General features: G+C 47.0%; 26 protein-coding genes. 16 read left to right on the top strand and 10 right to left on the bottom strand.

The features are described 5' to 3' along the window. Positions 1–16: 16 nt before the first annotated feature. From ABGI61_RS08035 to ABGI61_RS07975, 13 genes are all read left to right on the top strand, one after another. Positions 17–2,830: a 6-hydroxymethylpterin diphosphokinase MptE-like protein gene (locus ABGI61_RS08035; protein WP_347599538.1), complete on the top strand. Its 2,814-nt coding sequence runs from the start codon at positions 17–19 to the stop codon at positions 2,828–2,830. A 76-nt stretch (positions 2,831–2,906) separates the two neighbouring features. Next, on the top strand, positions 2,907–3,785 hold the full coding sequence (gene rfbA / locus ABGI61_RS08030) for a glucose-1-phosphate thymidylyltransferase RfbA (RefSeq protein ID WP_347599535.1): 879 nt from the start codon (positions 2,907–2,909) through the stop codon (positions 3,783–3,785). After that, positions 3,776–4,177, top strand: a complete 402-nt coding sequence (locus tag ABGI61_RS08025; RefSeq protein WP_347599532.1) for a sugar 3,4-ketoisomerase — start codon at positions 3,776–3,778, stop codon at positions 4,175–4,177. The genes rfbA and ABGI61_RS08025 overlap by 10 nt, the downstream gene beginning before the upstream one ends. Positions 4,178–4,213: 36 nt before the next feature. Continuing rightward, entirely contained in the window at positions 4,214–4,681 is a 468-nt protein-coding gene (locus ABGI61_RS08020) for an acyltransferase (protein WP_347599529.1), read from the top strand. Then, complete coding sequence (locus ABGI61_RS08015; RefSeq protein WP_347599526.1) at positions 4,674–5,783, top strand: DegT/DnrJ/EryC1/StrS family aminotransferase; 1,110 nt, start codon at positions 4,674–4,676, stop codon at positions 5,781–5,783. Before ABGI61_RS08020 ends, ABGI61_RS08015 begins: the two co-directional genes overlap by 8 nt. Before the next feature lie 38 nt (positions 5,784–5,821). Next, positions 5,822–6,892 (top strand): CDP-glycerol glycerophosphotransferase family protein, encoded by a 1,071-nt coding sequence (locus ABGI61_RS08010; RefSeq protein WP_347599524.1) that lies wholly within the window; start codon positions 5,822–5,824, stop codon positions 6,890–6,892. Continuing rightward, the gene (locus ABGI61_RS08005; RefSeq protein WP_347599522.1) at positions 6,893–7,423 is read left to right on the top strand and encodes an adenylyl-sulfate kinase; all 531 of its coding nucleotides are present in this window, start codon (positions 6,893–6,895) and stop codon (positions 7,421–7,423) included. Continuing rightward, a complete protein-coding gene (locus tag ABGI61_RS08000; protein ID WP_347599519.1) occupies positions 7,413–7,958 on the top strand; it encodes a hypothetical protein in 546 nt (181 codons plus the stop codon). Before ABGI61_RS08005 ends, ABGI61_RS08000 begins: the two co-directional genes overlap by 11 nt. Next, complete coding sequence (locus tag ABGI61_RS07995; RefSeq protein ID WP_347599516.1) at positions 7,955–8,677, top strand: formyltransferase family protein; 723 nt, start codon at positions 7,955–7,957, stop codon at positions 8,675–8,677. The genes ABGI61_RS08000 and ABGI61_RS07995 overlap by 4 nt, the downstream gene beginning before the upstream one ends. Then, a complete protein-coding gene (locus tag ABGI61_RS07990) occupies positions 8,677–11,049 on the top strand; it encodes a PEP/pyruvate-binding domain-containing protein (RefSeq protein ID WP_347599513.1) in 2,373 nt (790 codons plus the stop codon). The genes ABGI61_RS07995 and ABGI61_RS07990 overlap by 1 nt, the downstream gene beginning before the upstream one ends. 3 nt (positions 11,050–11,052) lie before the next feature. Further along, the gene (locus ABGI61_RS07985) at positions 11,053–11,673 is read left to right on the top strand and encodes a gamma-glutamyl-gamma-aminobutyrate hydrolase family protein (protein ID WP_347599510.1); all 621 of its coding nucleotides are present in this window, start codon (positions 11,053–11,055) and stop codon (positions 11,671–11,673) included. A 7-nt stretch (positions 11,674–11,680) separates the two neighbouring features. Continuing rightward, positions 11,681–12,439 (top strand): phosphocholine cytidylyltransferase family protein, encoded by a 759-nt coding sequence (locus ABGI61_RS07980; protein WP_347599507.1) that lies wholly within the window; start codon positions 11,681–11,683, stop codon positions 12,437–12,439. An 11-nt stretch (positions 12,440–12,450) separates the two neighbouring features. Further along, complete coding sequence (locus tag ABGI61_RS07975) at positions 12,451–14,001, top strand: glycosyltransferase family 61 protein (protein WP_347599504.1); 1,551 nt, start codon at positions 12,451–12,453, stop codon at positions 13,999–14,001. Here ABGI61_RS07975 and ABGI61_RS07970 read toward each other — a convergent pair. The 10 genes from ABGI61_RS07970 to pseB all read right to left on the bottom strand — a co-directional run bounded on the left by ABGI61_RS07970 (position 13,998) and on the right by pseB (position 22,672). Beyond that, a complete protein-coding gene (locus ABGI61_RS07970; RefSeq protein ID WP_347599501.1) occupies positions 13,998–14,789 on the bottom strand; it encodes a class I SAM-dependent methyltransferase in 792 nt (263 codons plus the stop codon). The two genes, ABGI61_RS07975 and ABGI61_RS07970, sit on opposite strands and share 4 nt — an antisense overlap. A 78-nt stretch (positions 14,790–14,867) precedes the next feature. Further along, entirely contained in the window at positions 14,868–15,593 is a 726-nt protein-coding gene (locus ABGI61_RS07965; RefSeq protein ID WP_347599498.1) for an SDR family NAD(P)-dependent oxidoreductase, read from the bottom strand. Continuing rightward, on the bottom strand, positions 15,586–16,887 hold the full coding sequence (locus ABGI61_RS07960; protein ID WP_347599495.1) for an AMP-binding protein: 1,302 nt from the start codon (positions 16,885–16,887) through the stop codon (positions 15,586–15,588). Before ABGI61_RS07960 ends, ABGI61_RS07965 begins: the two co-directional genes overlap by 8 nt. Before the next feature lie 8 nt (positions 16,888–16,895). Then, positions 16,896–17,147 carry an acyl carrier protein gene (locus tag ABGI61_RS07955; RefSeq protein ID WP_347599492.1) on the bottom strand — a complete coding sequence of 84 codons (252 nt, stop codon included), beginning with the start codon at positions 17,145–17,147 and terminating at the stop codon, positions 16,896–16,898. Positions 17,148–17,161: 14 nt separating this feature from the next. After that, positions 17,162–17,746, bottom strand: a complete 585-nt coding sequence (gene pseH, locus ABGI61_RS07950; RefSeq protein ID WP_347599489.1) for a UDP-4-amino-4,6-dideoxy-N-acetyl-beta-L-altrosamine N-acetyltransferase — start codon at positions 17,744–17,746, stop codon at positions 17,162–17,164. Positions 17,747–17,750: 4 nt separating this feature from the next. Further along, positions 17,751–18,800: a pseudaminic acid synthase gene (gene pseI / locus ABGI61_RS07945; protein ID WP_347599486.1), complete on the bottom strand. Its 1,050-nt coding sequence runs from the start codon at positions 18,798–18,800 to the stop codon at positions 17,751–17,753. After that, complete coding sequence (pseG, locus tag ABGI61_RS07940) at positions 18,801–19,829, bottom strand: UDP-2,4-diacetamido-2,4,6-trideoxy-beta-L-altropyranose hydrolase (protein WP_347599483.1); 1,029 nt, start codon at positions 19,827–19,829, stop codon at positions 18,801–18,803. It abuts the gene before it with no gap. Position 19,830: 1 nt separating this feature from the next. After that, positions 19,831–20,529 (bottom strand): pseudaminic acid cytidylyltransferase, encoded by a 699-nt coding sequence (pseF, locus tag ABGI61_RS07935; protein WP_347599480.1) that lies wholly within the window; start codon positions 20,527–20,529, stop codon positions 19,831–19,833. After that, complete coding sequence (gene pseC / locus ABGI61_RS07930; RefSeq protein WP_347599477.1) at positions 20,526–21,674, bottom strand: UDP-4-amino-4,6-dideoxy-N-acetyl-beta-L-altrosamine transaminase; 1,149 nt, start codon at positions 21,672–21,674, stop codon at positions 20,526–20,528. Before pseC ends, pseF begins: the two co-directional genes overlap by 4 nt. Next, positions 21,671–22,672: a UDP-N-acetylglucosamine 4,6-dehydratase (inverting) gene (gene pseB, locus ABGI61_RS07925; protein WP_347599474.1), complete on the bottom strand. Its 1,002-nt coding sequence runs from the start codon at positions 22,670–22,672 to the stop codon at positions 21,671–21,673. Before pseB ends, pseC begins: the two co-directional genes overlap by 4 nt. Positions 22,673–22,873: 201 nt before the next feature. On the opposite strand from pseB, the gene ABGI61_RS07920 reads away from it, so the two are divergent. The 3 genes from ABGI61_RS07920 to ABGI61_RS07910 all read left to right on the top strand — a co-directional run bounded on the left by ABGI61_RS07920 (position 22,874) and on the right by ABGI61_RS07910 (position 26,537). Then, positions 22,874–23,668, top strand: coding sequence for a flagellin (locus ABGI61_RS07920; protein ID WP_347599471.1), 795 nt, complete (start codon positions 22,874–22,876; stop codon positions 23,666–23,668). Between the two features lie 99 nt (positions 23,669–23,767). Beyond that, complete coding sequence (locus tag ABGI61_RS07915) at positions 23,768–25,291, top strand: sigma-54 dependent transcriptional regulator (RefSeq protein ID WP_347599468.1); 1,524 nt, start codon at positions 23,768–23,770, stop codon at positions 25,289–25,291. A 130-nt stretch (positions 25,292–25,421) separates the two neighbouring features. Continuing rightward, positions 25,422–26,537, top strand: coding sequence for a sensor histidine kinase (locus tag ABGI61_RS07910; RefSeq protein WP_347599465.1), 1,116 nt, complete (start codon positions 25,422–25,424; stop codon positions 26,535–26,537). Positions 26,538–26,539 lie beyond the last annotated feature (2 nt).

The following is a 26,539-nucleotide window of genomic DNA, read 5'->3' as shown; positions in this document are numbered from 1 at the left end:
TACTATCAGGCCCTGTATGCTGAAATACATTAACTACCAGCTGGACACTGACGATACCAGGCAAGCCAAGCTGGAGCGTGATATCTCTGCTCAAATCAATCAGCGTTTTAAAGCCAATATGTCTGCTTTTGCACAGCACATCCCCAGTGTAGTGCCGATGATAGAGCAGCATGCTATTCAGCAATACTCAGTGTTTTGTACCCGCCAGGGCGAGTTAAATATTGTTGATTTTGCTACCGGCAGGGTGTGGTACAGCGAAACCCCCTTTGCCGAAGTGGCGGAAGAAGTGCAAAGCTTCTGTGCGCAGGCGCCCTACATTGATTTAAGTGTAGATAAAGCTGCCGGTAATAACAGTTGGCCAACCGAGCCGTTGCCAGCCCGTATCGATCTTGTGATGATGTTTGGCTTGGGGCTGGGCTATCAGCTCAATGAACTACTACAGAATGTTCGCGTTAAGTACCTGATAGTCTATGAACCGAGCCTGGATACTTTGCTGTGCTCAGTACAAGCCAATGACTGGACAGAACTTTTTAATACCGCCTCGGCACTGGGTACTCAGGTATTCTTGCAATTAGGCAATGATGCCAGCTCAGTGCCGGAAGATTTGGCCGAATTGTTACAGATAGCGCAGGTAAACCGGATTCATTTATACCGGCATTGCTTTCATCCTGTTATGGATAAGGTGCTCAGTACCTTATTCGAGCTTTCCGGCAATACGGCGATGCTGACAAATACAGGTCAGCATTTCAGCCCGTATAACTCCTTCTATGATTATGTTCCTGATCGCGCAGCTAATACCTTGGGTAACCAACAGGTGAAAGACTTTTCTGCAGACATGTCGCTGCATGAGCAGAATATGGCTGCATTGGAACAGTATTATCCTGCGGTTTATAAGGCCGTACAGGCGCATAAATGCCAGCATTGGTCGTTAGTTGCGGATGAAACAGGGCAGGCCAATTTATTGCATAATGAGCGCAGGGGACTGTTTTACCTGGATTTGCAACACGAATCAGCCACCCTGACAGAATACTTCACTACTAACCCGTTTAAAGATGATGTGATATTAGGTCAGCGTACCGGGTCGAAACTTGCACATTACCTGCACTTTACCTATGTCAGCCAGTTGCAGGTTCACATCAATAAAATTATTAACGATAAGAGCCATTTGCCGGAGCTTGTTGAATCACTGATTATTTTTGGCATCGGTCTGGGTAAACACATTGAGTTATTAACGCAAAAACATCAGATCAAAAATCTGTATATCTGCGAGCCAAACCTCGATTTCTTTGTGTACAGCTTATATGTGTGTGATTGGAAAGCGATATTCGACCGTGCTGAACAGCAGAACTTGCGTGTTTACCTCAATTTAGGGGGGGATGGTTCAAATTACTTTACCGATCTGATGCTGCAATTTTATAAGGTCGGCGCATACTCTATTGCTGACACCTATATGCTCAGCTCTTATTTTAATGAGAATATGCAAAAAGCCATATTTGATTTACGAGCGCAGCTACGCGTGGTGTTGGCACTGGGCGAGTATTTTGATCACGTACGTTATGGTATCTCTCATACATACTACAGCGTACAACATCATCGTTTTCTGAGAAAAAACTGGCATAACGCCAGCTCGAAACAGGTTACGTCACTTCCGGTGTTTGTTGTCGGTAACGGCCCCAGTTTAGATCAATGCTTCGACTACCTGCGTCAGTACCGCGATCAGGTTATTTTGGTCAGTTGCGGCACAGCGTTACGCTCGTTGCATCGAAATGGCATTCAACCTGATTTTCATGCAGAAGTTGAGCAAAACCGGGCGACCTATGATTGGATCACCCAGGTGAATGACGCAGACTATCTAAAAAGCATCCAACTTATCAGTGTTAACGGTATCCATCCAGACACTGCAGCGCTGTTTGCACAGACGTTATTAGCATTTAAGCAAGGCGAGTCGTCGACATATTTGTTTCAGGGCGGGCTGAGTAAGCTTGATAACCAGATAGATATCGCTGCTTTAAAGTATGCCTATCCAACGGTAACGAACCTTGTGGTTAACTACATGTTGGCAGCGGGCTTTAAGTTGTTTTATCTGTTTGGCGTGGATTTGGGCTACGTTGATATTCGTCAGCATCATTCCAAACACTCGGCATATTACAAAACCGATGGCAAAGAAGTGTATGACTATCAGAGGGCACACGGTGGTGGTATTCCTTCGCCGGGTAATTTCAGACCTTTTGTCTACACCAAACCTGAATTTGATGTTTCCAGAAAGTTGTTGGAACAGGTACTTGCACAAACCGATAAAACAGTAGAGATATACAATTGTAGTGATGGTGTCAAAATAGCAGGCACTACCAGCCTGCAGCCGGAAAATATTTTATTGCCAAACACTCAGTATGACAAAGCAACACTACTACGGCATTTTATTGATACTGCCTATTATCCAGCCTTTGCAGATAAAGCCGAGCAGATTTTCCAAACGCTTGATTTCGCCAGGTTAGAGCACAGTGTCGCCAGCTGGCAGGACATGATTGCTGATGATGTAACTGACAGAGAGTGTGCCAAGGCTCTGATCGACAAGCAATGGCAATACTTGCGTCAACGCAGTGCAGATAATGCAGACCTGACTTTCTATTTGTTTTATGGCAGTTCTAACTACGTGTTGGGGGTTCTGACCAAGCTTATGTCTGGTATTAGCGCAGATGCCCCAGACTTTTTAGATTCATATAATGCAGTACTGGCATTATGGCGCAGTTATCTGGCCGATGCTGTCACCAGTTATGTTGCTGAGCCTATGCAATTGGATGGTGTTTCAGTGAGCAAAATGTTTAGTTAAGCCGTTATAGGACGAATTAAAGCTGGCAGTATAAGCGCCGATAACTAATTAATATCACCACTAAGTGAGTGTCAGCATGCGCAAAGGAATTATTCTGGCAGGAGGCACAGGAAGCAGATTGTTTCCTGTCACAGAGGTCATTTCCAAGCAGTTGTTACCCGTTTACGATAAGCCGTTGATTTACTACCCTTTGTCAACACTTATGCTGGCTAATATTCGCGATATTCTAATTATTACCACGGTGCAGCAGCAGCCGTTATTTCAGGCGCTGTTGGGGGATGGTTCACAGTGGGGGCTTAAATTAAGTTATCAGGCACAGGAAAAACCAGAAGGGCTGCCACAGGCATTTATACTGGCAGAGGATTTTCTGCAGGGCGATCCTGTCTGTCTGATCCTTGGGGATAACATTTTCTATGGCAGTGGTCTTTCACCCAAGTTGCAAAAGGCTGCGATAAGTGAACATGCGACAATATTTGGATATGAGGTCAAGGATCCTGAACGATTTGGAGTAATTGAGTTTGATGAGCATTTCAGAGTTAAAGCACTTACGGAAAAGCCAAAAAAGCCAAAATCAAACTTCGTTGCGACAGGTTTATATTTTTTTGAAAATGACGTAATTGCAATGGCTAAGAAAGTTGTTCCTTCCGCACGGGGGGAGTTGGAAATAACAGATCTTATAAATATGTATCTGAGTATCAAACCTCTCGTAGTCGAGCGGCTAGGAAGGGGCATTGCATGGCTCGATAGTGGCACCCACGCAAGTTTGTTAGAAGCGGCACAATATGTTGAAACTGTGGAAAGAAGGCAGGGCTTTAAGATTGCTTGTCTGGAAGAAATAGCTTTTAACAGAGGTTGGATTTCTATAACTAAGGTTATCGATCAGGCTAAACGCTATGCAAAAAATGATTATGGTCAATATTTGTCCTCTTTAGTAAAGGAGTCATCATGTCCCTGATAAAGAAAGTTTCATTGCAATCTATAGGTGATGGTCGCGGTGACCTGATTGCCATTGAAGGAAAAAAGACCGTTCCTTTTGCTATTGCCCGAGTATATTACCTTACACAACTAAATGGCCATGCGCGAGGTTTTCATGCTCATAAGAAGTTAAAGCAGTTAGTGGTATGTCTGCACGGCAGTTGCAAGTTCGTCTTAGACGACGGGAAATGTCGGGAAGAGATCGTGCTGGACAGGCCTGATACTGCATTATTTGTAGGTAATATGATTTGGCGGGAAATGTCTGACTTTAAAGATGACTGCGTCCTGATGGTGTTGGCTGATGCTCGATATGACGAAGCAGATTATATTCGAGATTATGAGCATTTTATCGCGCTGAGTCAGCAGAGCTGAGGATAAGAAAGAATAATCATGGGCAATCGGAATACGATGGTACAGGTCCACCCTTTAGCGGACGTGCAGTCTGCAACGATCGGTACCGGCACTCGGATATGGCAGTTTGCTGTGATTTTACCTCACGCTAGAGTGGGAGAAAGATGTAATGTCTGTGCGCATACTTTTATTGAGAATGATGTAATTATCGGTGATCGGGTAACCGTGAAAAGTGGTGTTTTTCTATGGGATGGTACCAGAATAGAGGATGACGTTTTTATCGGCCCTAATGCGACATTTACCAATGACAAGCACCCGAAGTCTGGTTTATATCCAAAACAGTGGCTTGGCATAATAGTTAAAAAAGGTGCCAGTATAGGGGCCAATGCAACTCTTTTACCTGGCGTTATCATTGGTGAAAATGCGATGGTTGGGGCTGGTGCTGTGGTAGTTAAGAACGTACCTGACAGGGCTGTGGTAGTGGGCAACCCTGCGCGGATCATAAGGTATATGGTGGATGACTAAATTTCTGGATTTAGCAGCTATTAATGGCCAGTTGAAGCCACAGCTACTTGCTGCTTGCAACAGAGTAATTGAATCCGGCTACTATATTAATGGGCCTGAATTAGAGCTGTTTGAGCGAGAGTTTGCGGCTTATTGCGGCAGTCGCTACTGCGTAGGTGTAGCAAATGGATTGGATGCACTTCGGCTGACGTTGAGAGCATGGAAGGAACTTGGATTACTAACCAATGGCGATGAAGTCATCGTACCGGCAAATACATTCATTGCCAGTATTCTGGCCATTACCGAGAATCAACTGGTTCCGGTATTAGTTGAACCTGAACCACACAGTTTTAACCTTGGTCTGGATGGGGTGAATACAGCCCTTACTGAGCGTACACGGGTATTGATGCCTGTGCATTTATATGGGCGGCTTGCAGAGATGGATGCGTTACTTTGCGTTGCAAAGCAACATGGTCTGTTGGTACTTGAAGATTCAGCTCAAGCTCATGGGGCGTCAGTGCTAGGGCGTAGGGCCGGAAGCTGGGGCAATGCAGCCGGCTTCAGTTTTTATCCGGGCAAAAATCTTGGTGCATTGGGAGATGCAGGAGCTATAACTACAGACGATGAAGCTCTGTATCAGATTCTGAACGCAGTGCGAAATTATGGCTCAGACAAAAAATATATTCATAAATATAAAGGTATCAATAGCCGTCTTGATGAAATTCAAGCTGCAATGTTAAACGTGAAACTGAAGTATTTACAGGATAATATTCAACAGCGCAGATACATAGCTCAGCTATATCTTGAAGGTATAACGAATCCCGCGATACAGTTGCCTGAACCGGGGATGCCTGAGCAGCATGTATGGCATCTGTTTGTCGTACGTTGTCATCAGCGGAGTAAATTACAGCAACATTTGGCTGCGGCAGGGATTGAGACCTTAGTTCACTATCCACTAGCGGCTCATCAACAGGCAGCATTTCCTGAGTACAATCTGCTGAGTTATCCCTTGACAGAGAGGATTCAGGAGCAAATCCTGAGCTTACCGATGGACCCTACTTTAACGCAAGAGGCCATCAGCCAGATAATAGCACAATGCAACAGTTTTAATTATGTTGAGTAAGATGCTGAAACATATGCAATAAAATAACAGGATAAACCATGACAGAATATCCTTACGCGCCTGTCGGTTTTTTTATTCACACTGCAGAAATGTGCCATCACTACCAACCGCTGTGGTTGTTGCTCGGTGTAGATGGTTTTGACGTGATTTTGCATGGCTCAGATGAAGATAAAGAAGAGATACGCAAAGCTTTGGCAACACATGGTTATCGCAGTTATGACAGCTTAGATATTATTCACTCAGGATATCGATATCCTGTAGTAGTTTCCCATATCAGTATGCATGGTTATAACAAAAAGCCAATTATTCATGCATTAGGTATTCGGCGCGTCCGTTTTATGTATGCGCTGGGCAAAGCAAAACATAATTTTGCTTCCTGGAACAATGATTACGATTTAATTTTGTGCTTTGGTCCCTGGCAAGCGAGAAAGTTGTCGCAATGTTGTAATGCAAGTATCTTTCAGATGGGATACCCTCGTTATGATGCATACTTTAAGATGCCGCAAGAAGCAGCTCAGTTACCCTCAGGCCGCACATTAGACCCCGGTAAAAAAACGATACTATGGTTACCCACCTGGAAGGAGTTATCTTCACTACCATATTTTGTTGATGTGATGGGCTCGTTAAGTCAGCACTACAATATTATTGTTAAAACCCACCCGCTAAGCGCAGCTGCAGAGCCTGAAAAACTTGCTCATCTAAGCAGCTACAATTTTCGCTCAGTTATAACGCAACCCTTTGACAATCTGCAGTTATTTCGGTTAGCTGATATAGTGATCTGTGACTATGGCGGTACAGCATTTGGCGCAATTTACCTGGATAAACCCTTGCTATTGTTTAATTTGCCAAACCCAGAGCAAGACCCATTGGTTGGAAGCGATTCGCCTGACGTTTTACTGCGACAACATATTGTCAATATTGACGCCAGTGAGCGCTGGCAGCTACAGGATATTATTGAAGACCAGGCTATATGGCGGAAACAGCGGGCGGTTCGGCAAGAGTTGCGAAATTATTACTTTCTTCCCAGCTATGGTTTTTCCGCAGTACTGGCATTTCATGCGCTTCAAAATGTTGAAAATATTATACGGCTGACAAGACAGGATAATTAAATGGTAATTTGGTTAGTTGGGTTATCTGGGGCTGGGAAAAGTACGATCGCAAAAGCACTGTATACCGAACTTAAACAGCTGCGCCAGCACACTGTGTTGATTGATGGAGATGAAATAAGAGAGTTATTCAAACATGATCAAACATCGGAGGCCTACACCTTAGAAGGTCGGCGTTTAAACGCAGAACGCATACAAGCCTTATGCCGCTGGTTGGATCGTCAGAAAATTGATGTCGTTTGCTCTATGCTTTGTGTTTTTCCTCACTTGAGCGAACAGAACAGAAAAGACTTTAGTAAATATAAAGAGATTTTTGTCGATGTGCCGATACAACAGTTGATAGAAAGAGATAATAAGGGCTTGTACAAAGCCTGTTTAAGCGGTGAGACCAAAAATGTAGTCGGCATTGATATTCCGTATACCGCACCTGAAAAACCAGATCTGGTGATTCGAAATAGGTACGATGAAGAAAGTATACCTATGTTTTTGAAAGAAATTATGCAGCTGATTAGTGAGGATGTAGATGAAGTATGAGTATGCAGAAGGAGACTTGCTAGCGCATCCGCAAAAATATCAATATACCGCGTATTTCGGAATACCATTCATTAACGCTTGGAACGCACAACGCCAACACATACTGATGAAGTTACCATTTCCAGCTTTGCTGGATCTGAATGCCGGTGCAGTAGGTACCGAGGGCGATTTGACGGCGGTTTGTCTTGCAGGCCGTCGCGGGAGAACTAAATCGTCAGATATTGGCAAGTTATTATTTTATTTAAAAAAATTCGAAGTTTCGAAGCGGCTGTATATGCATTACAGTACTGAGGGTAAAGCAATAAAAACTCGTGAAAGTTATACGACGTTGCTAAATTATTTGCTACTGGCGGAATGCTGCATCCAGCAATGGCCAGTAAATCATGCGGCTTATTGGCTAAGTGCTTTGCTAAAGATAAATGATACCGTATCAACTCAGGTTGCCAGATTGGCACATGAAGAAAAAGCGTACTTTGCCTGGATATTGCGGAAAGAGGATGAACTGCTGAAATTATTACAGAGGGAACTTACATGAAGCAATCTGGGTTGGTGATCCTCTGCGCGCACAACACTCGTTCTTCAGCCTATATACAAGCGCTGGCGGCCGCAGGGATTGAACCTGAAGCGGTTGTTCTTTATGGTACAAACAGTACTGCAGTTAATAGCCAACGCAACCTTACCCCTGCACATTTATCTTTGGGATTGTTTTGCCCGGATGTTACTTTGCCTGCAGCTGATATCATCAGGCGCCTCGGTTGGTGCAGTTATGTTTGTGAGTCGACAGCGTTAGATTCTGTTGAATTGCAGGAGCTGTTGCAGATGCTTCAACCCTCATTGTTAGTCTTTTCGGGGTACGGCGGTCAAATTGTCCCTGCATTTGTTCTCAAATGCGCACCGGTGCTTCACATTCACAGCGGTGCTTTGCCTCGTTACCGGGGGAGCACAACAATATACTATGAAATTCTTGAGCATAGGCAGTGTGCTGCCAGCGCAATATTGCTGGATGAGTCAATCGACACCGGCCCTGTCTTATTGGTCTGTCGCTATGCACTGCCCCCAGCTGGTACAGATATTGATTATTTATATGACAACGTGATTAGAGCGGATGTTCTGGTTAAAGTACTGGCTTATAAACAAGAGCATGGCGCTCTTCCTGTACCGGTAGCGCAGCAAGAAGAGCATCCACCTTATTTTATTATTCATCCGGTTCTGAAGCATCTGGCTTTGCTCACTGTTGATTCGGGAGCGTCATAATGATTGAAACAAGTATCGTCTGGGGAACTAAAGCCGAGACATTAGAGAATTTACGTTTGTGGTTGAAAAACAGCGTTATTCTACCATCGGTTTATTTTTCAGCTGAGTTATGGCAGCAGACACCGGAAAGGTTTCTTGCTCTTATTCAGCAGATGGCTACGGACAAGTTAATTGTGCGCTCAAGCGCGCAAAATGAAGATGCTGCTACAAGTTCTCTGGCTGGGGCGTATAAAAGTTACTTGAATGTGTCAGCCAGCTCAATGGTCGATATTACTAACGCTGTGCATAATGTGATCGATTCTTTTGGTGTTAATAATGACCCTAATAATCAAGTTCTGATACAGCCAATGTTGACTGCGGTGCAGATGAGCGGAGTCGTGATGACTCACGATCTGCAAAAGGGAGCGCCGTATTACACAATAAACTACGATGACGAAAGCGGTGTAACTGATACGATCACTGGTGGAACAGGTATTCAGAAAACAGTTTTGATATGTCGCAACACCTGTTTGTCCCAAGTAAAGTCGGAGCGCTTGAGGCAGGTGTTAAAAGCAACTCAGGAGCTAGAGACGTTATGCGGAAATGTGCCGCTGGATATTGAGTTTGCTGTCGATGCAAACCGCACTGTTTATATCTTTCAGGTGCGGCGAATCAGTGTATGTAATCGTTGGCATCCAGTAACAGAACGCAGAGTTAATCGTCAGCTTGAACATGTCAGTTTATTTTTACGTTCTCAGCTTGGAGAAAAAAGAGGCGTTTATGGTAAACGTAGTATTTTTGGCAGCATGCCGGACTGGAATCCTGCTGAGATAATTGGTTCTTTCGCGAGACCTTTATCAAGTTCATTGTATCGCTATCTGGTAACCGATTCCGTCTGGAGTCAGGCCAGAGCATTAATTGGTTATCATCATGTAAGGCATCAGCCATTAATGTATGTTATTGGTCATCATCCTTATATTGATGTCAGAGCTAGCTTTAATTCATTTCTGCCACAGAATGTTGCTGCTGAAACGGCAGAAAAGCTTATTGATGGTTGGATTGATTATTTGAGCCGGCACCCTGAACTGCATGACAAAGTTGAATTTGAGGTAGCTCAAACATGTATGGATTTTCAGTTTAACCAACATTTCGAGCAGCGTTATGCCGGCCTATTGACAGATATACAATTCAGCGAGTATCGGCAGCAATTATCTGCACTGACTTCAGATGCTATATCAGGGAGCTGTAAAGGAAACTTAAAAGATTCATTGAAATTTATAGCCGACCGTGCCGATAGACAGCAGCCAAAATCCGGTAGTAATTGTTTGTTAGATATCAGCGTACTATTGCACGAGTGCCGTGATATTGGTGTATTACATTTTGCTATTATTGCTCGCCATGCTTTTATCGCAGAAGCTTTGATGCGTTCAGCGTCAGCACAAGGAGCTTTCACGGCAGAGCGTTTGCAGCTGTGGAAACAAAGTATCCAAACCGTGTCTTATCAGTTTACTAATGACTATGATGCGGTATTGGATGGAAGGCTCAGCAGCCACAGTTTTTTTGCCACCTATGGCCATCTTCGCCCCGGCACTTATGATATTACGTCTCTGCGTTACGATGAGCGGGTGGATTTATTCAAACTAAAAGGAGAAGCTCCTTTTGCTACTGCGAATTCAGAAAGAGCCTTTAACTGGAGTCATGAAGAAATATTAGCCTTACAGGGCTTGATTGATAAGCAAGGTTGGCAGTTGAAGGCCGAAGAGCTATTGTCTTATGCCTGTCAGGCTATTGCGGGCAGGGAATATGCTAAGTTGGTGTTTACCCGTGATTTGTCGGATGCTCTTGACATCTTAGTGCAGTGGGGGGCTGATGCTGGATTATCAAGAGAAGATTTATCATTCCTTAATATCGAAACTATTTTGCAGCTTATGGTTAATCCTTTACTGGATGAAGCTGATCGTATTTTGCTGCAGGAAGTTGAAAAATTACGGCATCAATATGAACAAGGGGCTTTGCTTAGGCTATCACACTTAATTCTAAGTCCGGAAGATGTTTACATTGTACCTCTGTATCGTGCTATGCCAAATTTTATTACAGAATCTTATATTGAGGCTGCAGTCTTTATCTTAAATTCCGCCACAGATGCTTCAATGGAATTGGCAGGTAAGATTGTTTGTATTGAAAATGCTGACCCGGGTTATGACTGGATATTTACTCAAGAGATTGCTGGGCTGGTTACCAAATTTGGTGGAACAAATTCTCATATGGCAATCCGTTGTGCGGAACATCGGGTGCCAGCTGCTATTGGGTGCGGTGAACAGTTATTTAACAGTTTGGTAAATGGGAGAAGTATGATTTTGAATTGTAGGGATAAAAAGCTCAATATGGTATAAACCATGAGAAGAATAGGAATTACACTGCGCAACAGTGTGGCACATGGCTATCAGGAATCCAGAGATGCTTTGGCCAGAGATTGGTACAGGTTGTTTCGGGAAATAGGCTGGCACAACAACTGGTTGCTCATACCTAATATTGGCACTGATGCTGTTAATTATCTTAAAACGTGGCAGATTGATGGGCTAATCTTTTCCGGCGGTGACGATATTGGCATCGATTTGCAACGGGATATCACGGAGCGGGCATTACTGGAATATGCAAGGATGGAGCATATACCTGTGCTTGGTGTTTGTCGCGGTATGCAGTTAATGCTATTAAGTGAATATGGTCGCTTAAGCCAGGATACCTCTCATGTGGCGACGCCTCATCAAATTATGTTAAACCCGGCATTTCCATGGAAAGTTTCGCCCCAGCAACTCTTTCCAGAGGTTAACTCTTTTCATAGCAATATTATTACCTTTCCTCTGCCAACTACTTTAGAAAGTATTGCCAGTACTGAAAATAGTTGTGAGGCCTTCCGTCATCATCAACTTCCGTGGCTTGGTATTATGTGGCACCCTGAGCGTGAAGAGGTGCTACAAGATTTTAACCGGGCACTGTTTAAATGGTTATTTGGATAAGTATTGTATGAAATCAATTGTATTAGCGGCGGGGCGTGGATCCCGTTTGGGGGATTTGACAGCGTCTTCACCCAAAACCCTGACAGAGCTTTCGGGTAAACCTTTGTTACAGTGGCAATTGGATACACTAAGAGCTGCCAATGTGAAAAATTGCTGCATAGTTACCGGATATTGCGCAGAGGCTTTAGCAGCTTATGGCGATATGCATATTTATAACCCAGAATGGGATTCCACTAATATCTTTGGCAGTCTTTTATGCGCGTCAGAGCGACTCTCCGCTGAGGCGCATATCGTCAGTTATGGTGATATTGTTTATCGAACAGATATAGTGCGGCGTTTAATAGCCTGTCCGGCAGATATCGCTATCACGTATGATGAATTATGGCTGGATTTGTGGCGCAAACGTTTTGTAGAGCCTTTGACTGATGCCGAATGCTTTATGCAAGAGGGAGGATGGTTGCAGAAAGTTGGCGGGCACGCTACAACGTTAGCAGAAATACAGGGCCAGTATATGGGGTTGTTGAAAATTACCCCACACGGATGGCGACAAATTTGTGACATCGTTGATGCTTTTGCTGGCGACCAGAGAAAAAATATTGATATGACAACTTTGCTGAGTTTGCTGTTGAGCAAAGGGATGAAAATAGCCGCAGTGCCGGTAAGAGGCGGTTGGGTGGAAGTTGATACTCCAACGGATATCATGCTTTACCAAAAATTGGCGACGACGGAAAATTGGTTGCATGACTGGCGAAGCTTTTCGAGCTGAGACAAACTCTGATGCTTAAGCTAATAAAAGGAAAAAAAAGAATACTGATTTTTGGCACTGGGGCTGGCGGCGCGTCTTTTTATCAACAGCAACGGCGACATTTCAAGGTAGTTGGGTTTGTCGATAATAATCCTGAAAAGCAAGGGAATCGCTTTTGTGGCAAGCAAGTTTACAGTGCTGGTGAGATCAATAAACTTGCAGCCGATCTTATTATTATTGCTAGTGACTATCATCAGGAAATCTATCATCAGCTCGTGAAGCTATTGCATGTACCACCTGATAAAATCGCATTGTTTCACCAGTTCCAAAGTCGTAGCACATTTTGGCAACGATGTGATATGTGGTGGCAACAATGGATATATAAACGTATTTGCAGCCAGTCAGAATTGATATCTTCAGCATTTTTTCGCTTCCGGTTTTCATCAGTCAGCAGGCGGAAAGGACTCAAACTATGCAAAGTTACTTGGTTAGATCAGTGTCATAATTCAGTGGCGGAACTATTCAAGTCTGAAGCAACTATCAACGTCTACGGACCATCCTCGCATGCGAGGCAGCCCAATTATCGTCCTGTCACCCGGCCTGAGATAGCGTTGTATTACTTTAATTCAGCCGTTTGTAATTCTACTTCCCGCTCCGTGGTGTTAGCCGATGGTACCGTGATATTGGAGCGGGTATTGGCATCTGATGTCAGCAAAGCAGATTACGCTGGTGGACAAATAGTTTGCCATAGTGAGCATCGGGCTCTGGTTCGGGTTGCGGATAAGCCAACGCAACTTCCGAAAGGTATTCTAATAAATGGGGTAAGTGAAACAAATTATTACCACTGGTTACTGGAAACATTAACGCAGTTACATTATGTACAGCAATTATCCCCGGTATTTGCTGAGTTGCCCATTTTAATTTCAGCACATGCAAAGAAGATTGCCGCAATACGCGAGATTCTGGATGCGATACAACTAAAACGGCCAGTTATTTATCTGCAAAGTGCAGTAAGTTATTTGGTGGGCGATCTGTACCTGCTTACCTCTCCTTGCTTTTTCGTGACGCATTTCAGGAAAGATGCCTGGTGTCAATTAGAAGACTATTATGCGGATACTGACGCCTTGAATTTTGTGCGTAATGCCGGGTTAAAAGTTTCTGGAGCAACTAGCATAGAAGGCAATTCTAAAAAGGTATTTCTTGCTCGTAAGCAGTCGTTACGTGCATACAATCAACAACAAATTTGGCAGGTATTGGAAACGCACGGCTTCAGTGAGGTGTATATGGAAGACCTCAGTTTTGCACAGCAAGTAGCGTTGATTAATCAAGCTGAATTCATAGTGGGGCCAACTGGCGCAGCCTGGAGTAATTTATTATTTGCCAAATCTGGCTGCCGGGCCTTGTGCTGGATGCCGGAAGAGTTTGGAGATTTTGCTTGTTTTTCACATTTGGCTCAAGTATATGGTGTGCAATTAGATTATATTCTTTACCGCACAGGGATACATGACAGCCGGGAGTTGTATTACCGACAGTATACTGTTAGTCCTGACCAAGTTAAACAGTGGCTGGCAAGACTGACTTAATATGAAAATTTTTGTTTGGCTTCAGCCAGATTAAAATCAACTTGTTTTGGAGCGCTATTCAGGCGGGCAACAATAAATAACTTATTGATATCACCTTTACCATGTTTCAAAAAACAATTAACCATACGATAGCGCGTTATATCGAAGTACTTATTCATTATGGCTACTTTTAATTCCATATCACCATCATCGCCAACACCGCCCAGACCTGGACCAAATACATTGTGACTCTCAAACAACAGATAGCCGTCGGGCGATAACATCGATACGATTTTTTTGATGTACTCTTCGAAGCTCATATAAAGATTGCCATCAATAGTGTGATGGTTTGATAGTGATAAAATTACGTCGAATTTTTGCGCGGTGGTATAAGTAACAAAATCATCTTCAACAACATTTATATTATCTAACTTAAAATATTGTGCCGTATCGATAGCAATCTTGTTCAAATACGGGTTTAACTCAACAGCGGTAACGGTTTTGGCGCGTTTGGCACAGTAAACCGCTACAAAACCGCAATTGCTGCCAATATCAAGAACCCTAGCGTCTTGAAGTATGTCATCGACATCATATTGCTTAAACCTGAAACCGGTTGGTTTTGCCCCGGTAATGCCGAGTTCTTCCAAACCTTGATAGAAATAGCCGTGCGTATAGCGCTTTTCAGCTGGCCAATTTTTATTTTGCTCGTTTAAATGGCCGCGCAGTTTGCGCTGGATTAACAATGTACCTTTAACTAAGCCTTTCCAGAAATCAAAAAATTTAAACTTTACAGAATATGGAATGTTCATTGGGCTCGCTTCACAGGTTATAGATTTTATTTTAATGTTCCACAGAGTTGTTGCGTATGCTTAAACTAGTGTTACTCATTAAGCTGTACTGCCGGCATCCACGGTTATGGTCGTGCCGGTTACGGCATTTGCCTGCTCACTAAGTAAATACAGCACAGCGCCGGCGGCATCATCCGGCGTTGCCAGCCGGCCTAGCGGGCTGCGCCTTTTAATACTTTCCAGTTTGTCGCCTTGTAAACTATTGGTCATGTCAGTCTGCATATAACCCGGCGCCACACAGTTTACCGTGATGCCGGCTTTACCCACTTCGCGCGCCAGGGATTTACTAAACCCCTCCAGCGCGGCTTTGCTGGCGGCATACACACTTAAGCCGTTAAAGCCAGTGCGGGCGATAATCGACGAAATATTGACGATACGGCCACTTTGGTTCAGCAACATGGGCCTGAGAAAATATTTACACAGCAAAATGGGTGCCTGAATGTTCAGGTTAAGCAGGGTATTAATTTCACTGTTGTGCATGGTGGCCAGCACACCGTCATAACCAACGGCAGCATTGTTAATCAGGGCGTAAGGTCGGCCGTACTGTTTAACAAGCTCAGTGCAAAGCGACGCAATAGCATCAAGATCGGACAAATCCGCAGCGAAAAAGCTAAGCGAGTTAGCATGCCTGGCCGTTAGCGCGGTAAGTTCTGGGCTCTGTGTTCTGGCCAGTGCCACTACCTGATATCCTGCGCTAAGCAGCTGCCGGCAAATGGCTAAGCCCAAACCGCGGCTGGCGCCGGTGACGACGACTAATTTAGTCATGCTGTATTTTATCCTTAAGCTGTCGGCTAAGTTTGCCGCTGGCATTGGTCGCCATGTTGTCGACAAAGTTTAGCTGTGTTGGCACCTGATAGCGTGCTAAAGATGCCATACAGTGCTGAATAAGCTGCAGTTTTAACGTTTTGCTATCGCTGCCATGCGTTAATTGCACATCGGCTACCACCAACTGACCTAACACGCTGCTGCTTTTGCCGTAGACCTGCGCCTGCACAACACTGGGGTGTTGTAGTAATACCTGCTCTACCTGCTCCGGCACCACCTTATTGCCACCGACATTAATTAGCCCGCTGGCTCGGCCAAGAAAATATACACGCTCAGCAGTAACGCCGACTAAGTCTTCGGTGTCGAGAAAGCCATTATTATCAAGCCTTGCGGCCAGTGTGCTGTCGGGCTGTTGCGGTGGTTTTAGCCACAAATGCTGTTGGCTATCTATTTTAAATGCCAGCCCACTATGACCTTGTGTTAACCAGCTGGCGGGAAAGCCGGCCTTTTTATCCGCGACCGCAAAGCCAACGCCTGCCTCAGTAGAGGCGTAAATATGTAGTAGCCTGGCATGTGGAAACAGCTTTGATAAGGTATCGAGTATTGACTGGTCAGCAATTTCGCCGCCCAGGGTAATTTGCTTAAGCGCAAGGCTTTGAATGTTTCCTGTCATTAACAGTTGACGCCACAATGACGGGGTGGCTGACACCGCATTAACCTTGGCCTGCTGCATCTTAGCAAGGCGCTCAGCCGCATCGCCATTGCTGCAGTCTGCCAGCGCGACACCGGACAGCAGGCTTTGTAGCACAACCTGCAGCCCGGCAAAGCGAGTGGGCTGGTAGCATAGCGCCCAGCGCAGGGCTTTGCTGTCAGCGCTGATTTTCACTGCCCGGGTTAAGCTATTAACACTATGGCTTATCCATTTTGGTGTGCCGGTGGTGCCAGACGTGGCCATAAACCACTGGGTATCGCTGTCTGCCGGGGGGGACGGGTGGTTTTCTGGCTGCGATGGTGGGGTAACTGCAGGGCCAGAAAACACCCAGGTATTGTCGGGGAGTAGTGCCGGGTCTGGTAATAAATACAGCTTCGCACACCAGCCATCAAATGCCAGAAGCTGAGCGCAAAAGCTTGATAAATCTGTATAAACCAGGGCGATCGCCTGCTGTTGCAGTGCCGGATTCTTAAGACGAAGTTGACGGGCATTGGCAATTAACTGGCTGAAGCTGCAATCTGTTCCAGCTATTATCGCTGTGGTTTGATAATTAGCCTGCTCCAGGCGTTGCAGCAATGTCATACCGTCAGTTACCCCTCTAGGGCTTGCTGATAAATGCTGACAAACTCACCAAAAGTGCGGGGATACACGGCTATTTGCATCTGACTGAACGGATCTATGCCCAGATCTTCTTCCAGTTGGGCAACCAACATGGCAAAACCCAACGAGTCCAGCCCGCTTTGTAATAGTACGGTATCGTTATTGATATCGGCAATCAGCTCACAGTTAGCAAGCTGCGCGACTTGGTTTAAGCTGTCTTTAATCTGTTGTTCTATGTTCACGATGAAACCTGTTGTTAGTAGAAAAAAATGTGCTGTGCCGCAGCAGTAATTTGCTTCGGCAGTTTGGCCAAAATGGCTGCGCGATTCTGTCGCCAATCCGCAAGCGGATAGGAAAATACATTCACATTATAATGTTGCCCATCACGCAGGGTGCCTGTCTTATCGGGTAGGGGCTGATAACCAAACAGCTGATGCATTTTAATTACGCTGTGGTTAAAGGATAACACTTCGGCGTATAGGGCAGGGCAGTCAGTGTGGTTGGCAGCGTAATCCAGGGCAGCAATTTCCAGTAATAAGCCAGAGCCAGGCCAAACGTTGGTTTCACCCAAATAACAGCCCCATTCCAGCTTGCCGTCGCGATGCCAGGTGAAGTTCAGCACGCCGATAGGGCGCTGATCCTGCACAAACACAAAAACTTTGCGCTGTTTATCTTCCTGTAGTGCGTTAAACCAAGCCTGGTGTTGCAGCCAGCTAATCGGGCTATCATTGTGCATATTACGCCGAATGTCTGGCAGGTTGCGCCACTGCCATACCAGTGCCAGCCAGTCGGCTGTGAGCGGCTTAAATTCAGACAGTGGATAACGTTTCGCTGCTGACATAGGGTTACATCAAGTCCCAGCTCATTGGCGTGCCTTTGTTAGCCGCCTTTTTAATCGGTTTACCGAGCAACATTGGCAGATATTTCGGCTCCAGGCCAAAACCAGGGCGCACTGAGCGCAGGTTGTCCAGAGTAAATACCTCTCCAGCTTGCATATCTTGCGCGATATACAGTGAGCGGCGGTACTTACGTGATGCCTGTTCTTTTTCGGTGCCACCATAGGTCACTTTGCCAAGCGCAACCGCTGCGCGTTTACACTCGGTAACCAGGGCTGAAAACTCTGCCGGCTCCAGGGAGAACTCGGCGTCAACACCGCCTTCGCTTCTGTCCAGCACGAAATGCTTTTCAATGATTGTCGCGCCAAGCACGACACTGGCAACCGCTACACCTATGCCTGCAGTATGATCAGATAACCCGACCTGACAGCCAAATAGCGCAGCCAGGTGGGGGATGGTCGCCAGGTTGGCGTCCACCGGATCGGCAGGATAATGCGAAGTGCATTTGAGTAAAATAAGCTCAGTGCAGCCATGTTTTCGCAGTACTTCAACCGATTCGGCCAGTTCGCTCTGCGTTGCCATGCCGGTTGACATGATGACCGGCTTGCCGGTTTTAGCCACTGCAGCCAGTAAGCCATGGTCGCTATTTTCAAAGGAAGCAATTTTATAGCAGGGTACCTGCAAGCTTTCGAGATAATCTACCGCGGCCTGATCAAAGGGCGTGCTAAACGCCAGCATGCCGTGCGCTGCAGCGCGGTCGAATATGGCCTGATGCCAATCCCAGGGCGTCATGGCTTTTTGATATAACTGATACAGCGACTGGCCTTGCCAGAGATTGCCGGCATCCTTGATCACAAATTCGCCGCTGTTGATATCCAGCGTCATGCTATCTGCAGTGTAGGTTTGTATTTTAATGGCATCAGCGCCGCAGGCTGCTGCAGCATCGACCATCACCAAGGCCTTGTCCAACGATTGGTCATGGTTGCCGGATAACTCCGCAATAATAAAAGGTGTTTGTCCGGGGCCGATAGTCCGCTTGCCCAGTGTAATGCTTGCCATTTAACCCTCTGTTATTGCCATTATGTGATCTACCACTACAGGAGTGCCGGCATGAGCCGGTACCAGGTTTTTCGCCCGCTGGCCAATCTGGTCCAGCAGTGCTGGCTGGGACAGGTAATAGCATAGTTGCTCTGCAAAGAACTCTGCTGACATTTCAGCAGCCTGACCCAACCAGACACAGGCGCCAAGCTCGTCCAGATACGCCGTTGTCGCCTGCTGATTTTCGGCAACGGTCACTACTAAGCCCGGCAGACCACAAATACACCTCTCCCAATGGGTGGCACCGCCCGCACCAAGCATGAGTCTGGCTTGGTACATAAGGCTGGCCATGTAATTACATTGCACATGTAATTGCACATTAGGCAGGCGCGCCACTTGCTGCTGTAGCATAGCGCGCCACGGGTTATTTGCGCCTATCACTATATCGGCCGTAACCTGCTCTGGCTTTAGCTGTGCAATGGCGTTAACTGCCATGGTGGTTAAATTTTGCTCATCACTGCCACCAAAGCTAACCAAAATATGCTTTGGCTGGCTAGGGCCATGGCTTTGATAAAACTCATCGCGCAGCAGCGCATAACGCGGGCCTAATAGTTGTATGCAGTGCACCGGCACTAACTGCTGATAGCGCTCGTTGCCGTTTGGCAGCAGGTTCTGATCCAGTAAGATGTCACAGTCATGCTGTCGGTTGGCTAAATCGTCTATTACCAATACTTTATCGCAGCGCACACGCATCAGCTGGCTATAGGCTTGTCCCAACTGATAATGATCCAGCACTAACAACTGATAAGACGAGGTGAGACGTGTCAGGCACTGGCGGGCGTCATCAATTTCGTTGTTGATCGTATCAGGCAGCATTATCACAGTAACGTTTTGTTCTCTGAGCCAGTCGATCAAATGGCCTTCATGAGGCCGGCAGATAAAATCACACACTGCACCCCGTTGCTTCAGGGCTTTGGCCAGAGTAAGACAACGCATAATATGACCGCTACCCATAGACACCGAGGCATCGGCACGCAGCAGCACTCTCATGTCAGGCATTTTCCTGTTGCAGCATGTTGTACAGCAGTTCAGCCCGCAGCCAGTCCTCCGGGGTGTCGATATCCTGTACCAGATGATCTGGCAGCACCAGCATGCGCGAGTTGGCGCCAAAAATGGCTTTACTGTTATCCAGCCAGCTGCTGGCTTTAGCCCAATACAGTTGACCGGCATCATGATAGGCTGGCGTTAAATCCTGTGAGCGTTTACCTATGCTGGCCGTATCAAACGGCGCTACACCGCCGCTGTCTGTCATTACCAGGGCGCGCTGAATGGGAAAGGAAAAGCGCGCCGCGGTAAATACATAATCAGCACCACTTTGCTGAAGTTGCTGCAGGCTGTCGCGGATCACGTTGGCGGTTAATAAAGGCGTGGTGGCGTACAGACAGGCGCAGTAATTAAGCGGCCAGCCAAGCGCTTGCAGCTGTGTAATGGCATCGCGAACAACGGCACTGGTGCCGGTGTAATCATCTGCCAGTGTGCTGCTGCGGATAAAAGGGACTTCCGCACCGTATTGACGGGCTATGGCGGCAATTTCATCATCGTCCGTAGACACGACTACTTTGTCTATTACGCCACTGTTAAGCGCTGCTTCTACCGGGTAGGCCAGCATGGGTTTGCCGCAGAAGTCTTTAATGTTTTTACGTGGAATACGTTTACTGCCGCCGCGGGCCGGGATAATAGCAATGTTCATTGCAGCAGCTCTGCCAGGGTATCGGCTACATATTGCTGCTGCTCGCCGGTGAGCTCAGGGTACATCGGCAGGCTGATAATGCGCTCATAAAAATCTTCTGCCACCGGCAAGTCGCCCCAGTCAAAACCCAGCTGCTGGTAATACGGCTGGGTATGAATCGGAATATAATGCACATTCACGCCGATACCCGCGTCGCGCAGGCCGTTAAATACGGCCTGGCGTTTGCTTTTGTCATCCAGCCGGACAATAAACAAATGCCAGGCGCTGATATTAATGTCATCCAGTTGTGGCAGGCTTAGCGGTAAGTCGGCCAGCAGACGGTGGTAATTAGCCGCCAGCAGCTGGCGTTTTTGGATAATCGGCAGTAAACGCCGGCTCTGGCTTAGGCCAAGCGCCGCCTGAAGGTCGGTCATGCGGTAATTAAAGCCCAACAGTAACTGCTGATAATACCAGACACCGTGGCTGGGCTCGGTCATCTGGCTCTCATCCCGGCTGATGCCGTGGCTGCGCAATAAGCGCATTTTATCGGCCAGGTCGCTGTTATTGGTCAGTGCCATACCGCCTTCGGCGGTGGTAATAATTTTTACCGGGTGAAAGCTAAAAACGGTGATATCGCTGTAACGGCAGCTGCCAACCGGCTCGTCCTGATAACTGGCGCCCACCGCATGTGAGGCATCTTCAATGACGGCAAAACCAAATTCTTTCGCCAGATAATGAATTTGCTGCATATCGCAGCTACTACCGGCTAAATGCACTGGTATTACCAGCTGTGGCAGGCTGTCGCTGCTGCGGGCTGCCTCCAGTTTTTGCCTGAGTTTATCTACGGCCATATTGCCGCTGTCGGGCTCCACATCGACAAAGTCGATATCGGCACCACAATAACGGGCACAGTTAGCCGAAGCGACAAAGCTGATAGGTGAGGTCCAGACCCGGCTGCTAGGGCCAATGCCCAGCGCTAAACAGGCAATATGCAGCGCTGAAGTGGCGCTATTTACCGCCACAGCATGTTTGGCTGAGGTAAGCTCGGCCAGGCGCTCTTCAAAAGCCGGTACTGCCGGACCCTGGGTCAAAAAGTCGCTTTGCAGTATCTCAGTTACTGCATCAATATCGGCTTGAGTAATATGTTGGCGGCCGTAGGGGATCACAGCATAGCTTCCTGGTTAAACTGTTGCATTTGTGTCACGGTTAAAAAATCCGGGTTAGTGTCAGATACATATTCAAATCCCGGTGCTACCAGCTGACCGCGCTCGTTTAATGCATTGCTGGAAAAATCATTGCTGCGGTTAAAAAACTTAATAGCCGGCGCGATAACAAAATGGTCATCAAACTCGTAAGTATGATATGACATATCCCCGGGACACATCATTTCATGCAGTTTTTCGCCGGGGCGAATACCTATAATTTTTTGTGGTAAATGTGGTGCCATGGCGGTGGCTAAATCAACTATGCGGATAGACGGAATTTTCGGCACAAAGATTTCCCCTCCCAACATCCTCTCAAAGTTTTTCAGTACAAAATCGACCCCTTGCTGCAGGCTAATCCAAAACCGGGTCATATCAGCGTGAGTAATAGGTATGTGGTCACTGCCGCCGTCGATTAACTGCTGAAAGAATGGCACCACTGATCCCCGTGAGCCCACCACATTGCCGTAGCGCACCACCGAAAAACGCGGCCGGCTGCCGCCTACCATATTATTCGCAGCAATAAACAATTTGTCAGATGCCAGCTTGGTGGCGCCGTAAAGGTTTACCGGGTTGGCGGCTTTGTCAGTTGATAAGGCAATCACCTTTTCGACATTGGTTTCAATGGCCGCGGTGATTACATTTTCTGCACCATTAATATTGGTGCGGATACATTCAGTCGGGTTATATTCTGCCGCCGGTACCTGCTTCAGTGCTGCTGCGTGAATAACATAATCGACACCATGCATGGCGCGAATTAAGCGATGCTCGTCACGTACATCGCCAATAAAATAGCGCATGCAGCTTTGATGATACTTCTGCTGCATTTCGTACTGTTTTAGCTCATCGCGCGAATAAATAATAATTTTCTTCGGCTTATAACGCGCCAGTAAGGTTTGGGTGTATTTATGGCCAAAAGAGCCGGTGCCGCCGGTAATTAAAATCGTTTTGCCATCAAACATAAGTTGCCCTCAACAAGCACTTAATCTGCGAAATAAGGTTTGCTTGACCTTAGCATAAAGCATGCCGTAACAGCTAACACATTCAGATTAAACACTTTAATACTAAACTAGTTTAGGTTGGTTGGTGTTATTTTATTTACTGGCCGCCGGCGGCGTTATTGGCTAAACTATAACCAGTTTTTGCAGCGATGTGGTGGTGTTATGAAACTAAATGCTCCGGGTAGTCTGAATACGTTAAATCAGGCGCAGTTACAGCAAGAGAATTTAATGAAAAAGCTGGCAACCGCCCGCCGTATCAATAGCGCTGCTGACGATGCCGCCGGCTTGCAAATTGCTAATCAACTGTCCAGCAGTATCAACGGCAAAGCACAGGGTGAGCGTAATGTTTACGACGGTATATCTCTGGCACGGGTATACGAGCAAAGCTTGCAGGGCATTAACGATAATTTAGGTGAGTTAAGTCGTTTAGCTGTGGCGGCCGGTAATGGCATTTACGGTACACAAGAACGTGCTGCACTGCAGGCAGAAGCCGATTCGTACCTGGCGAATACTCAGCAAATTATTGATAACTCAGAGTTTGCCGGTAAAAAACTGTTTGGTGCCGATGCGTCAGTGGCGTTTGGCACCGGCTCAGGCAGTGTGAACCTGACCACAACCGACGTGGCAACTGGCTTACAAAACACCAATGCACTGAATATTGATTTAACCAGCAGCGCCGGTGCGACAGCCGCGCTGGATAGCCTGGCGCAGGCGCGGGATTATATCGGTGAATTACAAACGCAGGCTGGCGCTGAAGCCAACCGTTTTGCCAGTGCAGCCAGTAATTTAAATAACCAGCAAATTGCCGAGTCGGCGGCGCGCAGCCGGATTGAAGATCTGGATTTTGCCCGCGCAACCAGCGACAAAGCCGCTGCGGATATTTTAGCGAACAGTTCGGTAAGCGTTGCCTTACAAGCACGATTGTCGCAACAACAGGCATTGAATCTCTTAGGGTAGTGCCTTGTCTGGCTAATCCACTCATTCACCTATTAGATCTGAGCGCTATTTTTTTGACACTGCGTCAAAAAAATAGCGTTTCAGCTTGCAAGCTGACCGATGCGCAGTACAATGCAATTAAAGCCTGATAAAAGCAAAAGCAGCGGCATGTCGAATATCCCTTCAGTTTATATTGTCGATGAACAAAGCGGACGTAGTAGCCGGCTAAGTACGGTGCTCAGTTTTATTAACGAGCCACATCAACAGCTTAGCCAGGCAGAGCTTGAGCAGCGTTTAATGGTCGAGCCACCCGCTGTGGTGCTGTTGGGGGCCTTATCTGAACCAGTGCAGGCCGATTTATTAAAGCGCTATCCCGCCACTGCCTTTTTATTACTGGGCGAAACGCAGCAGCCGCTACTACAACAGGCTAATGCGGTCGGTTTATTGACCGAACCCTTTGCCTACGCCAGCCTGACTCAGCTGCTGCGTGATGCGCAGCAGTACCACAGGTTATTACCAGTGCAGCGTGAGCAAAACAGCGCGTTAAAATTTGATGGCATGGTGGGTAATTCGCCGCCAATGCAGCAGGTACGCTTTTTAATCTCCCAGGTAGCCAAAACCGACGCCAATGTGTTAGTGCTGGGCCCCTCTGGTACCGGCAAAGAAGTGGTAGCGCGCAATATTCATTTATTGTCTAACCGCGCAGCCGGCCCCTTTGTGCCGATTAACTGCGGCGCTATACCTGCCGAGCTGTTGGAAAGCGAATTGTTTGGCCATGAAAAAGGCGCCTTTACCGGTGCTATTTCAACCCGCAAAGGTCGGTTTGAGCTGGCGCAGGGTGGCACGCTGTTTTTAGATGAAATTGGCGATATGCCGCTAAATATGCAGGTTAAGTTGCTGCGTGTGTTGCAGGAGCGCACTTATGAGCGGGTTGGCGGCACCACGGCCATTAAAGCGGATGTGCGCATTGTCGCGGCAACACACCGTGATTTAGAGCAGATGATTAGCGATAACAGTTTTCGCGAAGACTTGTATTACCGTTTAAATGTATTCCCAATTGAAACGCCGGCACTGAGCGAGCGCACCGAAGATCTGCCGTTATTGATAAGCGAGCTGTTAAAACGCCAGGCTAAACAAAGCCAGGCTATGGTCAAATTTACTGAGCATGCCATGCAAAGTTTACAGCTACACAGCTGGCCGGGTAACGTGCGCGAACTGGCTAATCTGTTGGAGCGAATGGTGATCATGTACCCGGATCAGGTGGTCGATGTGGCCGAGTTGCCGCAAAAGTACCGTCATCTGGACATCGACAGCTATGTGCCGCACTATCCGGAGAGCCTGCAAGAGCGTGATTTACTGAACGAGCTGTTTCAGGATAGTGATGAAGACAGTAATGCTGACAACATCAGCCTGGACGACAACGCTGACAATCTGTTTAGTGCCGATGGCGCGGATGCGTTACTCGATTTGCCTGAGCAGGGGCTTGATTTAAAAGAATATCTGGCTGAGCTTGAAATTCGTTTTATTTCACAAGCACTGGAACGGCATGAATTTGTTGTCGCCCGTGCAGCTGAAGTACTGGGGCTGCGCCGCACCACGTTGGTAGAAAAAATGCGAAAATATAACCTGGGTAAAGACGAGTAAATACCGCTTAATTGGCATGGTGTCAGTGCTTTGACGCTATGCAATCTAACTTAATGTACTGATTTTAATTACAAAACTTGCTGGCATAATGCCTGCATAGTCATCTGCTGATAACTGATGTGCAGGGGGCATGATGTCAGCAGAGCGCGCAACAAGCCTGGTAAACCCGCCAGCGCCAGCAGAAACGACACCACTAAGTGATAACCTGACGGCGATGCGCCCGTCTTTGCAGCTATTGCACGCAACCACGCCAGACCCATTGCTGCAAGCTCTGCCGGCCGCGGTGATCTTGCTTGACCAACGCGGCCTGGTGTATCAGGCCAATCCGGCAGCGATAGCCTTGCTGGGCGAGCCGTTGCTCGGCCAGGCCTGGTTTAACGTGATTAGCCGCTGTTTTCGCCCGCGCAGTGATGATGGTCTGGAAGTGTCATTAAAAGACGGTCGGCGGGTGAAGTTACAAATCACCACCTTACCCGGCACTGGCAGCAATCGTGCTGGTCAGCTGATTATGTTAACCGATTTAACGGAGACCCGGCAGCTGCAAAGCCGGCTGGCGCATCTGCAGCGACTGTCGTCACTGGGTAAAATGATGGCCAGTCTGGCGCATCAAATCCGCACGCCGTTGTCGGCGGCGCTGTTATATGCACAGAACCTGGCCAATCCACGCTCGACGTTACAGATGCAGCAGCAGTTTCAGCAAAAACTGTTGTCGCGGTTAAATGATTTAGCGCAGCAAGTAGAAGACATGCTGCTGTTCGCCCGCAGCGGCAGTGCCGGGCAAGTTGCACCTTTTAGCCTGAACGCGCTGCTAACTCAGTTGCACAGCAGTGTCGAGCTATTGCTACAGCAACAGCAAGCGACGCTGCAGGTAAGTTGCACAGATGAGACGGTAAATTTGTTAGGTAACCCGCATGCACTGTGCGGTGCGCTGCAAAACCTGATTCAGAACAGTGTGCAGGCCAAAGGCAGTGGCGCCTGCATAACGTTGCAGCTGGGGCCAGATCCGGTCAACAGCAATATGCTGCTTATCCAACTGACGGACAATGGCCCCGGGGTGCCCCCTGAGCTACAGCACAGCTTGTTTGAACCCTTTGTAACAGGTCGTGCTAATGGCACCGGCCTTGGCCTGGCGGTAGTCAAAGCTGTGGTTAGCTCCCATCAGGGTTCAGTATGTTATGTGCCGGGACACAGTGGTGCCTGTTTTCAGCTCAGGTTGCCTGTTCACCCGTTAACGTCAGAGGAGTAATC

The sequence above is a fragment of the Rheinheimera fenheensis genome (genome assembly GCF_039871805.1).
Classification (GTDB): domain Bacteria; phylum Pseudomonadota; class Gammaproteobacteria; order Enterobacterales; family Alteromonadaceae; genus Alishewanella; species Alishewanella fenheensis.
Note: the sequence above shows the minus strand (reverse complement) of the source record. Positions and strands in the feature narration are given on the sequence as shown.

Bases quoted from the DNA above. Each gene is read 5' to 3' on its own strand.
- ABGI61_RS07965 (WP_347599498.1), bottom strand. From the start codon at position 15,593: ATGACTAAATTAGTCGTCGTCACCGGCGCCAGCCGCGGTTTGGGCTTA.
- ABGI61_RS07960 (WP_347599495.1), bottom strand. From the start codon at position 16,887: ATGACATTGCTGCAACGCCTGGAGCAGGCTAATTATCAAACCACAGCG.
- ABGI61_RS07980 (WP_347599507.1), top strand. From the start codon at position 11,681: ATGAAATCAATTGTATTAGCGGCGGGGCGTGGATCCCGTTTGGGGGAT.
- ABGI61_RS07975 (WP_347599504.1), top strand. From the start codon at position 12,451: ATGCTTAAGCTAATAAAAGGAAAAAAAAGAATACTGATTTTTGGCACT.
- ABGI61_RS08010 (WP_347599524.1), top strand. From the start codon at position 5,822: ATGACAGAATATCCTTACGCGCCTGTCGGTTTTTTTATTCACACTGCA.
- pseI (WP_347599486.1), bottom strand. From the start codon at position 18,800: ATGGCAAGCATTACACTGGGCAAGCGGACTATCGGCCCCGGACAAACA.
- pseH (WP_347599489.1), bottom strand. From the start codon at position 17,746: ATGTCAGCAGCGAAACGTTATCCACTGTCTGAATTTAAGCCGCTCACA.
- ABGI61_RS07920 (WP_347599471.1), top strand. From the start codon at position 22,874: ATGAAACTAAATGCTCCGGGTAGTCTGAATACGTTAAATCAGGCGCAG.
- ABGI61_RS07970 (WP_347599501.1), bottom strand. From the start codon at position 14,789: ATGAACATTCCATATTCTGTAAAGTTTAAATTTTTTGATTTCTGGAAA.
- ABGI61_RS08015 (WP_347599526.1), top strand. From the start codon at position 4,674: ATGACTAAATTTCTGGATTTAGCAGCTATTAATGGCCAGTTGAAGCCA.
- ABGI61_RS07910 (WP_347599465.1), top strand. From the start codon at position 25,422: ATGATGTCAGCAGAGCGCGCAACAAGCCTGGTAAACCCGCCAGCGCCA.
- ABGI61_RS08020 (WP_347599529.1), top strand. From the start codon at position 4,214: ATGGTACAGGTCCACCCTTTAGCGGACGTGCAGTCTGCAACGATCGGT.
- rfbA (WP_347599535.1), top strand. From the start codon at position 2,907: ATGCGCAAAGGAATTATTCTGGCAGGAGGCACAGGAAGCAGATTGTTT.
- ABGI61_RS08005 (WP_347599522.1), top strand. From the start codon at position 6,893: ATGGTAATTTGGTTAGTTGGGTTATCTGGGGCTGGGAAAAGTACGATC.
- ABGI61_RS08035 (WP_347599538.1), top strand. From the start codon at position 17: ATGCTGAAATACATTAACTACCAGCTGGACACTGACGATACCAGGCAA.
- pseF (WP_347599480.1), bottom strand. From the start codon at position 20,529: ATGAACATTGCTATTATCCCGGCCCGCGGCGGCAGTAAACGTATTCCA.
- ABGI61_RS07995 (WP_347599516.1), top strand. From the start codon at position 7,955: ATGAAGCAATCTGGGTTGGTGATCCTCTGCGCGCACAACACTCGTTCT.
- pseB (WP_347599474.1), bottom strand. From the start codon at position 22,672: ATGTTTGATGGCAAAACGATTTTAATTACCGGCGGCACCGGCTCTTTT.
- ABGI61_RS07985 (WP_347599510.1), top strand. From the start codon at position 11,053: ATGAGAAGAATAGGAATTACACTGCGCAACAGTGTGGCACATGGCTAT.
- ABGI61_RS08000 (WP_347599519.1), top strand. From the start codon at position 7,413: ATGAAGTATGAGTATGCAGAAGGAGACTTGCTAGCGCATCCGCAAAAA.
- ABGI61_RS08025 (WP_347599532.1), top strand. From the start codon at position 3,776: ATGTCCCTGATAAAGAAAGTTTCATTGCAATCTATAGGTGATGGTCGC.
- ABGI61_RS07915 (WP_347599468.1), top strand. From the start codon at position 23,768: ATGCGCAGTACAATGCAATTAAAGCCTGATAAAAGCAAAAGCAGCGGC.
- pseG (WP_347599483.1), bottom strand. From the start codon at position 19,829: ATGAGAGTGCTGCTGCGTGCCGATGCCTCGGTGTCTATGGGTAGCGGT.
- ABGI61_RS07990 (WP_347599513.1), top strand. From the start codon at position 8,677: ATGATTGAAACAAGTATCGTCTGGGGAACTAAAGCCGAGACATTAGAG.